Annotated in this window: 12 protein-coding genes and 2 tRNA genes; 7 read left to right on the top strand and 7 right to left on the bottom strand. The window is 69.5% G+C overall.

Annotated elements, in window-relative coordinates; translation table 11 throughout:
- Nucleotides 1-36: 36 nt before the first annotated feature.
- A complete protein-coding gene (locus ABD324_RS30610; protein ID WP_344425012.1) occupies nt 37-309 on the bottom strand; it encodes a GlsB/YeaQ/YmgE family stress response membrane protein in 273 nt (90 codons plus the stop codon).
- A 282-nt stretch (nt 310-591) separates the two neighbouring features.
- Here ABD324_RS30610 and ABD324_RS30605 point away from each other — a divergent pair, with 282 nt between their 5' ends.
- On the top strand, nt 592-870 hold the full coding sequence (locus ABD324_RS30605; protein ID WP_344425009.1) for a GlsB/YeaQ/YmgE family stress response membrane protein: 279 nt from the start codon (nt 592-594) through the stop codon (nt 868-870).
- 50 nt (nt 871-920) lie between these two features.
- Here ABD324_RS30605 and ABD324_RS30600 read toward each other — a convergent pair whose 3' ends face one another.
- Together ABD324_RS30600 and hisC are read right to left on the bottom strand one after the other, a co-directional pair.
- Complete coding sequence (locus tag ABD324_RS30600; protein WP_344425006.1) at nt 921-1,301, bottom strand: DUF4870 domain-containing protein; 381 nt, start codon at nt 1,299-1,301, stop codon at nt 921-923.
- 64 nt (nt 1,302-1,365) lie between these two features.
- A complete protein-coding gene (hisC, locus tag ABD324_RS30595; protein WP_344425003.1) occupies nt 1,366-2,424 on the bottom strand; it encodes a histidinol-phosphate transaminase in 1,059 nt (352 codons plus the stop codon).
- 60 nt (nt 2,425-2,484) lie between these two features.
- Here hisC and ABD324_RS30590 point away from each other — a divergent pair, with 60 nt between their 5' ends.
- The 6 genes from ABD324_RS30590 (at nt 2,485) to ABD324_RS30565 (ending at nt 5,781) form a co-directional block, all read left to right on the top strand.
- The gene (locus ABD324_RS30590; protein WP_344425001.1) at nt 2,485-3,171 is read left to right on the top strand and encodes a dienelactone hydrolase family protein; all 687 of its coding nucleotides are present in this window, start codon (nt 2,485-2,487) and stop codon (nt 3,169-3,171) included.
- Between the two features lie 72 nt (nt 3,172-3,243).
- Nucleotides 3,244-3,333 (top strand) — tRNA-Ser (locus ABD324_RS30585).
- Between the two features lie 58 nt (nt 3,334-3,391).
- Nucleotides 3,392-3,467, top strand: a tRNA-Arg gene (locus tag ABD324_RS30580).
- Between the two features lie 307 nt (nt 3,468-3,774).
- A complete protein-coding gene (locus ABD324_RS30575; RefSeq protein ID WP_344424998.1) occupies nt 3,775-4,506 on the top strand; it encodes a GntR family transcriptional regulator in 732 nt (243 codons plus the stop codon).
- 367 nt (nt 4,507-4,873) lie between these two features.
- Complete coding sequence (locus tag ABD324_RS30570) at nt 4,874-5,248, top strand: putative quinol monooxygenase (RefSeq protein WP_344424995.1); 375 nt, start codon at nt 4,874-4,876, stop codon at nt 5,246-5,248.
- Between the two features lie 77 nt (nt 5,249-5,325).
- A complete protein-coding gene (locus ABD324_RS30565) occupies nt 5,326-5,781 on the top strand; it encodes a nuclear transport factor 2 family protein (RefSeq protein ID WP_344424992.1) in 456 nt (151 codons plus the stop codon).
- Between the two features lie 71 nt (nt 5,782-5,852).
- Here the strand turns inward: ABD324_RS30565 and ABD324_RS30560 are convergent, their stop codons facing one another.
- The 4 genes from ABD324_RS30560 to ABD324_RS30545 all read right to left on the bottom strand — a co-directional run bounded on the left by ABD324_RS30560 (nt 5,853) and on the right by ABD324_RS30545 (nt 11,867).
- Nucleotides 5,853-6,611: a cupin domain-containing protein gene (locus tag ABD324_RS30560; RefSeq protein ID WP_344424990.1), complete on the bottom strand. Its 759-nt coding sequence runs from the start codon at nt 6,609-6,611 to the stop codon at nt 5,853-5,855.
- 87 nt (nt 6,612-6,698) lie between these two features.
- Nucleotides 6,699-8,660 (bottom strand): acetoacetate--CoA ligase, encoded by a 1,962-nt coding sequence (locus ABD324_RS30555; protein ID WP_344424987.1) that lies wholly within the window; start codon nt 8,658-8,660, stop codon nt 6,699-6,701.
- A 257-nt stretch (nt 8,661-8,917) separates the two neighbouring features.
- Nucleotides 8,918-10,033, bottom strand: a complete 1,116-nt coding sequence (locus ABD324_RS30550) for an NDMA-dependent alcohol dehydrogenase (RefSeq protein WP_344424984.1) — start codon at nt 10,031-10,033, stop codon at nt 8,918-8,920.
- A 169-nt stretch (nt 10,034-10,202) separates the two neighbouring features.
- Nucleotides 10,203-11,867 carry an FAD-dependent oxidoreductase gene (locus ABD324_RS30545; RefSeq protein ID WP_344424981.1) on the bottom strand — a complete coding sequence of 555 codons (1,665 nt, stop codon included), beginning with the start codon at nt 11,865-11,867 and terminating at the stop codon, nt 10,203-10,205.
- Between the last annotated feature and the right edge of the window lie 28 nt (nt 11,868-11,895).

The raw sequence follows: 11,895 nt of genomic DNA, 5'->3' as shown, positions 1-11,895 counted from the left end.
CCGTCCTGTGGTCCGTGCGGTCGGACGCGACCGCTGTCAGACGCGACTGCGCGAGCGGCGGCCGACGACGAGCCGGTAGATGCCGAGCAGGACCAGCGCCCCGACCAGCGCGATCAGCCAGGTCTTGAGGTCCCAGAAGGACCCGGTGCCCACGCCGAACGCCATCGAGCTGATCCAGCCGCCCAGCAGGCCGCCCACGATGCCGATGATGCAGGTCACGATGATGCCGCCCGGGTCCTTACCCGGCATGATCAGCTTCGCCAGCGCGCCCACCACGAGCCCGACGATGATCCATCCGATGACGCCCACGGGGTTCCTCCTGTGTTCGCCCGGTTCGTGGCCGGGCTCTCGAGAACTGCTGAGGCTGAAGTGCCCGGCCCGGCAGGCGGATAAACGGTCCGTGTCCGAATTGCGACCCAGCGGGTGAGTGATCTCGTGCAAACGGGTGAGATGCAGGCTGACCTGCAAGGTTGCCGCGCGATAACGCTTCGGTGGCGGTCTCGGGTGCCTGCGCGACGAACCCGGCGAATCGTGCTACCCAGGTCCCCCACGGGTGGCGTCGGGAGCCGCCCTGCGTCGACAGGAGTACCCGTGAACTTCGGTTTCTGGGGCATCATCTGGACGATCGTCATCGGCCTCGTCCTGGGTGTCATCGGCCGGCTCATCCTGCCGGGCAAGCAGAACATCCCGATCTGGCTGACCATCCTGGCCGGCGTCGTGGCCTCCATCGTCGGCTACCTGATCGCGAACGCGCTCGGGGTGGCGACGACGAACGGCGTCGACTGGATCGAGCTGATCATCAAGATCGTGCTGGCGGTGGCCGCTGTCGCGGGTGCCACTGCGCTGTACGGCAACCGCGCCAGGGCGTAGCAGCACACAGAAGAGCCCGGACCACACTCTCGGTCCGGGCTTTTCTGCTGTCAGCTGACGAAGCGGATCGTCAGGGGGTAGCGGTACTCGACGCCCTGCGAGGCCCGCACCGTGCCCATGATCACGCACACGACGTAGAACACGCCGTAGAGCGGCAGCAGCACCAGCCCGATGCCCAGGAAGATCAGCAGGCCGAAGAGCACCGTCCAGACCAGGGCGTTGATCTGGAAGTTCAGCGACTCCACGGCGTTGCGGCGCACGTAGGGCGAGTCCCCGCCCTTGACCAGCAGCACGATCAGCGGCGCGAACAGCCCCAGCGCGAACCACGCGGAGACGAAGGACAGGACGTGGGACGCCATGGCCCAGTTCCGCTCGTCGTCCGTGGGGACGAGCGGACCGCCGGGTCGCGGCTCGTACGAGGGGTAGCTCATACGACCAGTGAACCGCGCCCGCGGGCCCGGCGGATCCGTCGGAACCCGGATTCCTCCCTCAGGGTCACCCCGAGAAGGTGCGGGCCGCCTCGAGGAACCGGTCGTCCTCCTCCGGGGTGGTGACGGTGACCCGGCAGCCGTCCGGGTGGAAGGGCCGCACGATCACGGTCTGCTGCTCGAGGCAGTGGGCCGCGAAGGCCGCGGTGCGCTCGCCGAGGGCGACCCAGACGAAGTTGGCCTGGGTCCGCGGCACCGTGTAGCCCATTGCCAGCAGCGCGTCCCGCACCCGGACCCGCTCGCCCACGGCCTCCTTGCACGCCGCGAGCAGCTCGCCGGCGTTGTCCAGCGCGGCGATCGCGCCGGCCTGTGCCAGCGTGCTCACGCTGAACGGCGCGCACACCTTCTTCAGCGCGGTCGCGATCTCCGGCGAGGCGCACAGGGCGTACCCCACCCGCAGCCCCGCGAGGCGGTACGCCTTCGAGAAGGTCCGCAGCACCACGAGGTTCGGGTGGCGGTCCAACAGCGGGATCCCGTCCACGGCGTCGGGATCCGTGACGTACTCGTGGTAGGCCTCGTCGAGCGCCACCAGCACGTCCGGCCCGACGGCGGCCATGAAGGACTCGAACTCCTCGCGGTGCACCACCGTGCCGGTCGGGTTGTTCGGGCTGCAGACGAAGATCAGCCGGGTGTTCGCGGTGACCGCGGCGGCCATGGCGTCGAGGTCGTGCCGGAACTCGCCGTCGAGCGGGACGGTGACGGCGCGGGCGTTCCCGATCTGAGTGACGATCGGGTAGGCCTCGAAGGAGCGCCAGGCGAAGATCACCTCGTCCGTCGTCTCCCGGCAGCTGATCTGCACGAGCTGCTGGCACAGGCTCACCGAGCCGCAGCCGACCGCGATCCGCTCCTGCCCGACGTGCAGCTCCGTCGCCAGGCGCTCGGACAGGCCGGTGACGGCGAGGTCCGGGTAACGGTTGCCGCCGGCGGCCGCGTCGGCGATGGCGGCGAGGACCGCCGCCGGCGGCGGCAGCGCGACCTCGTTGCTGGCCAGCTTGATCGCCCCCGGGATCGCCCGTCCCGGGACGTAGGCGGGCAGGGAGTCCAGGTCGGGACGGATGAGGGTCATGTCGGTCACGGTAGTCGGCCCGGACCCCGGATTTCGCCCGGTCCGTGGAAGGCTGGTCCCATGAGCGATCTCCGCACCGAGGCGGTCCCCCTTGTGGACGGTGACGAACTGAGCCTCACGGTCGCGGAGCCCCAAGGGACGGCCCGCGGCGGCATCGTGGTGCTGCACGAGGCCCGGGGGATCACGGAGGGCATCCGTGGGCTGGTGGAGGGCATCGCGGGGGACGGCTGGCTCGTCGTCGCGCCGCACCTCTACCACCTCGGGGAGAACGGCGAGGTCGACGGCGAGGACGAGCAGGTCGCCGAGAAGATCGCCGGCCTCGACGCCGAGCGCGTGATCGCGGACGCGGACACGGCCTTCGGCTGGCTGGCCGACCACGGCGTCACCTCCGACCGGATGGGCGTGATCGGCTTCGACCTCGGCGGCACCGTCGCCCTGCACGTCGCGGCCAACCGCCGGCTCGGCGCCGCGGTCACGGTCGCCGGCGGCGGCGTCGCCGAACCGCTCGGCCCGCTCGCCCCACTCGTCTCGGTCGCTCCGGAGCTCACCTGCCCCTGGCTCGGCATCTACGGCGACCGTGACGATCCGGCCCCCCTCGACGCCCTGCTGACGGCGGCGCGCGAGTCCCAGGTCGCCGCGGACCTGGTCACCTACCCGGGCCAGGGCCACCGCTTCGACGACGATCCGGCCATCGCCGAGGACGCCTGGGCCCGCATGCTGAACTGGTTCGACGCCCACCTCCGCTGAGGAGGCGGGGGCGGTGAACCGGCCCCACGGGCCCTGTGTACTCTGATGAGCGCTGGAGCCCGAGAGGCCCCGGGAGGCTTCGCCTAGTCTGGTCTATGGCGCCGCACTGCTAATGCGGTTTGGGGTAACCCCCCATCCCGGGTTCAAATCCCGGAGCCTCCGCGCCGGTCAGGTCGACTCCCGGGTCGACCGGACCAGCATGTATAACTGAACAAGTCACGCGCCCGTAGCTCAACGGATAGAGCATCTGACTACGGATCAGAAGGTTAGGGGTTCGAATCCCTTCGGGCGCACCACACGCGATCTAGCCCTGACCAGCACGAACGGTCGGGGCTAGATCTTTTTCGGCCGACAGAAGTGGATCTTTGGTCGCGGACTCGGCCACGAACGTTGTTGGCTTTCCGCGCCACGGCGACGAGCGAGGCACTGCCCCGGCATGCCCGCTCCGTCAACCCTGCGGGACCTGACCTGAAGCCCGAAGCATGCTGCCTGCCGCGCTAACATCCTGCGCCGGAACAGGTACGGGGGCGCCTCGCACATCCCTCTGTCCTTCTCGGCGCTCCTGAAGGCTGGGCCCTTCCGATTGCCTGTAAGATGTAAGTGATGGCGGTAGGCGAGTTTTTCGTGGTCGAGGGGAAGACATCGATGGTGAACCGAGAGCTCCACGAGTACGACCGCGGTGTGGCTCTGCGCTCGCTGACGAAGTCCGAAGCTGCCTACCAGGAGATCCGCGCTCAGATCTTGGACGGGCGGTTGGCGCCCGACGCAATCGTCGACCAGGACGAGCTTTCGGCGAGCCTTCAGCTGTCGACAACACCGGTGCGCGAGGCACTTCGCCGGCTCGAGGCAGAGCAGCTGGTGACAATGGAGGCCCACCGGAGGCTCCGTGTTGCGCCGCTTGATCCGTCTGATGTGCGGCATCTCTACGTAGTGCGGATCGAGTTGGAACCCTTGGCCGCCGAGCTCGCCGCTGAGGCTGCGACATCAGCTGCCATCGCGTACGCGCAGGCTCTGGTCACCCGCGACCCCTCCGAGTCCTCCGAGTCCTTCGAGCGCCTCGGGGGAAATCCGGCACTGCACCGGGCGATCTACCTTTCGTGTGGGAATCCGATCCTGATCACGGTTCTGGAGTCGTTGTCGGACCGAGCCGAGCGATATCGCATGCTGCTGGTGGACGAAGCCCTCGAGGTGCCGACAGCGCAGGAGGACCACCGCAAGATCGTTGAGGCCTTTGCCGAGAGGGACGGCAAGCGCCTCCGGGGCTTGATGCGAGAGCATCTCATCGACTCTCTGGCGCATTTCATGGCGTCGCCGCCGAGCGTGTGGCGCAAGTAGAGCGGACGACGTGCCGTGGTGTCGTGACCACGCTCCTAGGTAGCCGCCGGGTGTGTCCCGGCGGGCGTGCCGGTGACCGAGCGCCTCGGCGATGTCCACCGCGCCCGGCCGGTCAACTGTGTACTGGCCTGGCCCGTGGAACGTCCGTTCATGCGGTTGAGGTCGGCTGACGTCCGCACGCGAGCCTGCGGACAGGGCTCAGTCCACTCTGGTCTCCTCGTCTGTCGCCAACCTGGACTCACCCTCCCCACTTGTTATAGCCTGTAACATGCAGGCCGCGGGAAGGGGTTTCTTTCGCCTGTCGCAGAGCTGTCGGACCTGTCATGTGTGCGGGCCTCGCGCGGACGAAGCTGTCCCTCCTGGTCGGTTGAGCCAGGAATCGTTCATCGACGCGGTCATGAGCAGAAAAATCGCGAACCAGGGTGACGAAATGAATGAACCTGCCATTTGTGTGAGCATTGTCGCTGAAAAGGCGCGCGCCGACGAGGTCGCCGAGCTGCTGACCGAGATGGCTGCCCTCGCTGTCGAAGACGAGGGATGCACGATCTTCTCCGCCCATCGATCCCAGCGGAACCCCCACGTCTTCGTCGTCTACGAGACCTACGTCGACAAGGCGGCCCACGAGCGCCACATGGCCAGCGAGGAGCTCCGCGCCATCAACGGCCGGGTCCGTGAGCTGTGCGTCTCGCTCGACATCGTCGCCGGCAGCGTGGTGGCCGGTGGCGTCACCGCACGCGCGTAGCCGCGACGTCCTCGTACCCACCCGTCACACTCACCGCAGGACCACGGCGGATTCTGCGCAGATGCTAGGAGGTCATCATGGTTGCTGACTCGCTGACGGACCCGGTCGCATTCATCAAGCAGGCCCTGAACGAGGTGCTGTTCGGAAACGAGGCCGATTTCCCTCTCGTCGAGACGATCAACCGTTACTTCACGCCGGACTACCAGCAGCGGATCGAGGGCGAGCTGGTCAACCTGGACCAGTTCATCGAGCACGTGAGGGCGCTCCGGTCGGTCGTCGCGCAGGGGCATGTCGAGGTTCTGGACGCGGTGCACCAGGGCGATCGCATCGCCATGCACCGGCGGCTGCACTCGCGGATGCGGGACGGCCGGGACGTCCAGTTCGAGGTGTACTCGTTCGGGCGGCTGGCCGCGGACGGCCGGATGAGGCGGGTCGACGAGGTCGGCCTGGATATCGAAGCGGTGACCGTCGACGACACGGAGCCGATCCCCGGTGGCCGCCAGATGCGCAAGCACCTTCGGATCGAGGACTGACAGTCGATGGCGCCTCCCTGGCCGGGACAGCCTCTCGGCCAGGAGGGCGACGTCGTGGAGGACCCGGTGGCTCAGCGCCCCGGGTCCTCGTCGGGCAGCGTCAGCAGAAGCATGAACCGTTCGGCCTGCGCGTGCACGAAGGTCTGGTGCCCCTTGCCGGTGACGTCGTCGAGCATCATGACGCTGCCCGGGATGGCGTGCCGCACCGAGCCGTCGGTCGTGACCAGGTCCGCCGCCCCCTCGAGGGTGACGACGAGCCGCCGACGGGCCGACGGGTGCCAGTCGGCGAAGGCACCTGCGGGGAGACGGGCGAAGGCCGCGCAGGCGATCGGGATCTCGTGAGCCCCGTCCAGGCCGCTGCTGACCGGAAGCTCGAACTCGTCGAAGGACGATCCGCCGTCGGCGGTGGCGACGATCCGGGGAAGGCGCAGCGTCTCATCGGAGGAGGCGGCCGCCGGTGCGGTCGGCAGGACATCGGTGTCCTGCGCGTCGGCGAGCCGGACGAGCAGGAGCAACCGGTCCGTGGACCGCGCACCGTAGCCGTGTCCCCGGCCGGTGAGGTCCTCGGCGAGGATGGTCGTGCCCAGGGAGGCCAGCACGGGCTCACCGTCGCTGGGGAGGATCTCCACGACCCCGTCGAGGACGACACCCAGCTGCCGGAACGGCGTCACCTGCAGACCCGCGGACGCCCCGCCGGGAATCCTGACGAGCGACACCGACACCGCCGGGATCGGCGTGGCACCGATGCCCCTGTCGACAAACCCGATGTGCGGGTTGTCGATGCGCGTCTCCCCGTCGGCGTCGGTGTAGAGGTAGGTGTAGGAACTCATGTCTGTCTCCGGTTGCCCTGAGCGGTTCGAGCGCGTTGTGACAGCTCCGGCCGAGGCCATGGCGCATCCTTCCGTGGTGGGTGGTGGTCAGTGCCCGGTGGCGAGTGATCGGGCGATGAGCTCGAAGGAGTCCAGCGAGGTCCGCGACTGGAGGGCGTCGAGGCTGGCGACCGCTGACTTGGGCCGGCCGAGCAGGATGCGCTTCACGGGCACCTCCAGCTTCTTCCCGGTCAGGGTCCTGGGGACCTCGGGTACCGCGATGACCGCGTCCGGGACGTGGCGGGGGGAGAGGTCGGACCGCAGCCGGGTGCGGATCTGGTCTTCGAGCTCGTGGTCGAGCGGCTGGTCCCCGGCGAGCTCGACGAAGAGGAACAGCTGCCCGGGCCCGCCGGCGGGATCCTCGAGGTGAACGACGAGGGAGTCGGCCACGCGCTCGATCTCCTCGACGACGGTGTAGAAGTCGGAGGTCCCGAGCCGGACCCCGCCCCGGTTGAGGGTGGCGTCCGCGCGCCCGGAGATGACGCAGCTGCCGCGCCCGGTGATCCGGACGAAGTCGCCCTGCGCCCACACTCCGTCGAACCTCTCGAAGTAGGCTTCGTGATACCGGTGCCCATCGGTGTCGCCCCAGAACCGGACGGGCATGGACGGCATGGGGGCGGTGACCACGAGCTCGCCGTCGGCGTCGACCTGCGGTGAGCCGGAGGAGTCGTAGGACTCCATACGGACGCCGAGGCATCGGCAGGTGATCTCCCCGGCGACCACGGGATGGATCATGGTGCCGGCGGCCAGCGCCGTGGCCACGTCGGTCCCACCGCTGGCCGAGATGACCGGCGAGGTGTCGGAGACGTAGTCCCGCAGCCAGTAGTAGGCCTCGGCGGGCAGCGGTGCCCCGGTCGACCCGATCTGCCTGATCCGGGTCAGGTCCAGACCTGCCGTCGGGTCGTCGGCGGCGGTGCGGCAGGCCAGGTAGTAGGGCGCGCTCGAGCCGAAGACCGTCACCCGCTCCCGTTCGGCCAGCTCCCACAGCCGGGCCAGGCTCGGGTGTGCGGGATCGCCGTCGAACTGCACGATCGTCGCTCCGGCCAACAACCCGGAGACCAAGTAGTTCCACATCACCCAGCCGGTGGTGCTGTACCAGAAGAACCGGTCACCCACCCGCAGGTCGTGGTGGAGGTGGTGGAGCTTGAGATGCTCGAGCAGCACCCCGCCGTGACCATGCACTATGGGCTTGGGCAGACCCGTCGACCCCGATGAGTACAGGATGTACAGCGGATGCGCGAAGGGGAGCGCCGCGAAGCCCGGCTCGGCCGTCGCCGGGTCGGGTCCGGGGAGGTCGGACCAGGTGTGCACGCCTTCGGGGACCGGTCCGTCGGCGTCGAGATACGGCACCAGGACGGTCGCGACCAGGGAGGGCAAGGCCCTGCGGATCTCGGCGACCTGTGCCGCGCGGGGGATGGCCTTGTCCTTGTGGCGGTAGCCGTCCACGGCGACGAGGATCTTGGGGGTGACCTGCTGGAACCGGTCGAGCACCGCGCGGGTCCCGAACTCGGGCGGGCACGAGGTGTAGACCGCGCCGATCGAGGCCGACGCCAGCATCAGCACCAGGGCCTCGGGGATGTTCGGCAGATAGGCCGCGACCCGGTCCCCCCGGACCACGCCCAGACCGCGCAGTGCCCCGGCCACGCGCCGCACCTGATCCCGCAGCTGTGCCCCGGTCACCTCGATCCGCTCCCGGGTCGCGGACAGCCCCACGACGGCGACCCCGTCCGGGGCGCGGTCGAGCAGCGCCTCGGCGTAGTTCACCCGTTCCCCGGGGAACCACGACGTCCCCTCGACCCCGCGGCCCGCCGACAGCACGTCCGACGCCGCCACGGCGCCGCCCACCCCGAAGTACTCCCAGATCGAGCCCCAGAACGCGGCAAGGTCCGTCACGGACCAGGACCAGAGCTCCTCGTAGGAACCGAACGACAGGCCGCGGGTGTCCCACAGCCAAGCCCGCCACTTCTCGATGTGGGTCCCCGAGGTGTCGGCCGGGGGTCTCCAGACCACTGAGGACCGATCCTCGGGCAACTCCGTCGTCAACGGCCGGAACGGGTGCGCGGAACCTCCCGGCACCGGCACAGCAGGGGAACCACCAGACACCGTCGGCCTCCACGATCGCGGCCGACCACCTACGGATCGACCCAGACACCATCACCGTTCGCGGGCCGCCGGGGCGACACCGCAGTTCCGAACAACCGGCCCCACAGCGCCGGCACCGCCGTTCACGACCCGGCCGTCGTCCGGACGACGGCCGGGCCCGGCCGCTAGTCGTACACGAGCACGCCGCGAATGTTCTTGCCGTCCCGCATGTCCTGGTAGCCCTTGTTGATGTCCCCGAGCTTGTACCGGTTCGTCACCATGTTCTCGAGATCCAGGTGACCCAGCTGGTAGAGCCGGAGCAGGTGCGGGACGTCGTAGTTGGTGCTGGCCGACCCGAAGAGCGCACCCACGAGCTGCTTCTCCATCACGGTCAGGTCCCACATGTTCAACGACACCTCCCGCTCACCGACGGGATGGATGTTGGTGACCACACAGCGGCCGTACTTCGCGACCAGCGCCATGATCGGGGCCACCAGACTGCCCTGGCCGACCCCCATCGTGCAGATCACCTTGTTGCACATCCGGCCCCAGGTTTCTTCGCGGATGGGGTCGAACGCGGCCTCGACCGACTCGTAGACATGGTCGGCACCGAAGGTCGTGGCCATCTCGCGCTTGAACGCGACCGGGTCGATGGCGAATACCCGGTCCGCGCCGGCGAGCCTGGCACCCTGCAGCGCCGCGGCACCGACGCCACCGACGCCGATGACGGCGACGTTGTCCCCGGGTTTGACGTCGGCTGCGTACACCGCCGATCCCCACCCGGTCGTGACTCCGCACGACACCAGGGCGGCGAGGTCCAGGGGTACGTCCTCGGGGATCTTGATGCAGGCGAGCTCGTTGACGACGCCGTGCCTGGCGAAGGTGCCGAGGGAGCCGAACAGGGGCAGGTCCTGCTCGCGGCTGTGGTGGCGCGCCGTCCCGTCCAGCTGCATGCCCCTGGCAAACCGGGCGCCGTTGTCGCACAGGTTCGAGTGCCCGCGCGCGCAAGACGGGCAGTACCCGCACGAGGGCACGAATCCCATCGCGACGTGGTCCCCGGGCTTGACCCGGGTGACCCCCGGGCCGACCTCGAGGACGACGCCGGCACCCTCGTGCCCGCCCACGATCGGGTACGGCACGTTCGGCCCGCCGTCGCCCGTGACGAGGTGCTCGTCGGAGTGGCACATGCCGGACGCGGCGAACTGGACGAGCACCTCCCGCTCCCTCGGTGGATCGAGCTCGATCGCCTCGACGCTCCACTCCTGGCCGGTGCCCCACAGGATTGCTGCCTCGGTCAGCATCTGATCCCTCCACGTCGAAGGTGAGGCCGGGTGCCGTCTGGCCCGGCCTCGGTGCCCGGTGTCGGTCGCTCCGACCCGGGCGTGGCGTCCGGCTCCGCGGCCGGCTGTCGGTCCGCCGGACACGGCCGTGGGCGCGGAACCTGCTGTTCCGTCGCCCGCGGCCGCATCCTCACGCGGTGCGCTTGACGATCTCCAGCATCTCCTGGACGTCGACGAGCTTGACCCGCGGACGTCCCTGGTTGCGCCCGGTGGCGCGCTCGTGGACGTCGATCGCCTTCCAGCCCGGGTAGCCGAAGGCGAGCGGCTGCCTGCTCGCGATCAGCTCCCGGAGCGAACCCGCGTCACCCGCAGGTGCCGCCAGCCGTCCGCCGAGGTAGTCCTCCAACAGCAACGCCACCGTGTCCTCGGCGCACTTCCTGTTGGTGCCCACGACTCCCGACGGCCCACGCTTGATCCAGCCCGCCGCGTAGACGCCGGTGGTGGGTGAGCCCGTGGCCGGGTCGACCACGCGTCCGCCCTCGTTGGGCAGGACTCCCCGCGCCTCGTCGAAGGGGAGCCCGGGAAGCGGGGCGCCCCGGTAGCCGATCGACCGCAGCACCAAGCCGCATTCGAGGTCCTCGGTCTCGCCGGTCGGTCTCGCCGGACCGTCGGCGACGCTGTTCTGTCCGATGCGCAGCCCGGTGACGCGGTCCTCGCCGAGGATCTCCAGCGGAGAGGAGAGATACCGCAGGACGATCCGCTTGTCCCTGCCCTGGGCGGGCCGTTCGGCGAGCTCTCGCACGAGCTCCGTCTTGTACGCGCCGCCCAGCCCGCCGTGGCCGGGGTGCACCTCGACGTCGAAGTGGGACAGCCCGAGGAGCTCGGGCACCGTGTACGCCGCGTGCTGCGGCCCGCGCCGGCCGAGTACGACGACCTCCCGGATCTTGCTGGCCGCCAGGGCCTCCAGCGCGTGGTCGGCGATGTCGGTGCGCGCCAGGTCGTCCACGTCGCCGGACAGGACTCGGGCTACGTCGAGCGCGACGTTCCCGTTGCCGACGACGACCGCCCGCTCGGCGGACAGGTCGAAGGTCGTGTCCGCGAACTCGGGATGGCCGTTGTACCAGCCGACGAACGCGGTCGCGGCATGGCTGCCCGGCAGGTCCTCGCCGGGGATGCCGAGCCGCCGGTCCAGGGGTGCACCCACCGCGTAGATCACGGCGTGGTGCGCAGCCAGCAGCTCGTCGTGCGTGATGTGCCTGCCGACCTCGACGTTGAGGTGGACGTTCAGTCCCCTGCGGCCCATCGTGCGGGCGAATGTCCGGGTGACGGACTTGGTCGCCTGGTGGTCGGGCGCGACCCCGAACCGGACGAGGCCCCACGGCGTCGGCAACCGCTCGAACATGTGGACCTCGACGTCGAGGCCGCGGCGGGTGAGCAGGTCCTCGGCGGCGTAGCAGGCTGCGGGGCCGGAGCCGACGACGGCGACGCGCAGCGGCCCTGGCTCGGTCGTCTCGATCCGAGGCCGGCTGGTCTCCTGCGGGGACTGCGGGTAGCCCTGGTGGGCGGGGTCCTCGTAGTACTGCGCGTTGATCTCCGTGAACCGCAGGTTCTCGTCGGTGAGGTCGTAGTCGGGCGCGATCGCGTCCACGGGGCACGCCTCGATGCAGGCTCCGCAGTCGATGCACGACGCCGGGTCGATGTAGAGCATCTCGGCCGTTGCGTAGTCGGGCTCGTCCGGCCTGGGATGGATGCAGTTGACCGGGCACACCGGCACGCAGCTCGCGTCGCTACAACAGGGCTGGGTCACGACATGCGCCAAAACGGCCTCCCGGGGACGGAGAAGCAACAGCTTCATCGTTGAAGTGGGCAGTCGGCATAGTCCG

The sequence above is a fragment of the Pseudonocardia ailaonensis genome, assembly GCF_039531635.1.
In the GTDB taxonomy this organism is placed as follows: Bacteria; Actinomycetota; Actinomycetes; order Mycobacteriales; family Pseudonocardiaceae; genus Pseudonocardia; species Pseudonocardia ailaonensis.
The sequence above is the reverse complement of the archived record's forward strand: the minus strand, read 5'-3'. Positions and strand labels throughout refer to the sequence as shown.

Excerpts from the sequence above, each read along its gene's own strand:
- ABD324_RS30590 (WP_344425001.1), top strand. The coding sequence starts at position 2,485 with ATGAGCGATCTCCGCACCGAGGCGGTCCCCCTTGTGGACGGTGACGAA.
- ABD324_RS30545 (WP_344424981.1), bottom strand. The coding sequence starts at position 11,867 with ATGAAGCTGTTGCTTCTCCGTCCCCGGGAGGCCGTTTTGGCGCATGTC.
- ABD324_RS30575 (WP_344424998.1), top strand. The coding sequence starts at position 3,775 with ATGGCGGTAGGCGAGTTTTTCGTGGTCGAGGGGAAGACATCGATGGTG.
- ABD324_RS30600 (WP_344425006.1), bottom strand. The coding sequence starts at position 1,301 with ATGAGCTACCCCTCGTACGAGCCGCGACCCGGCGGTCCGCTCGTCCCC.
- ABD324_RS30550 (WP_344424984.1), bottom strand. The coding sequence starts at position 10,033 with ATGCTGACCGAGGCAGCAATCCTGTGGGGCACCGGCCAGGAGTGGAGC.
- ABD324_RS30565 (WP_344424992.1), top strand. The coding sequence starts at position 5,326 with ATGGTTGCTGACTCGCTGACGGACCCGGTCGCATTCATCAAGCAGGCC.
- hisC (WP_344425003.1), bottom strand. The coding sequence starts at position 2,424 with ATGACCCTCATCCGTCCCGACCTGGACTCCCTGCCCGCCTACGTCCCG.
- ABD324_RS30560 (WP_344424990.1), bottom strand. The coding sequence starts at position 6,611 with ATGAGTTCCTACACCTACCTCTACACCGACGCCGACGGGGAGACGCGC.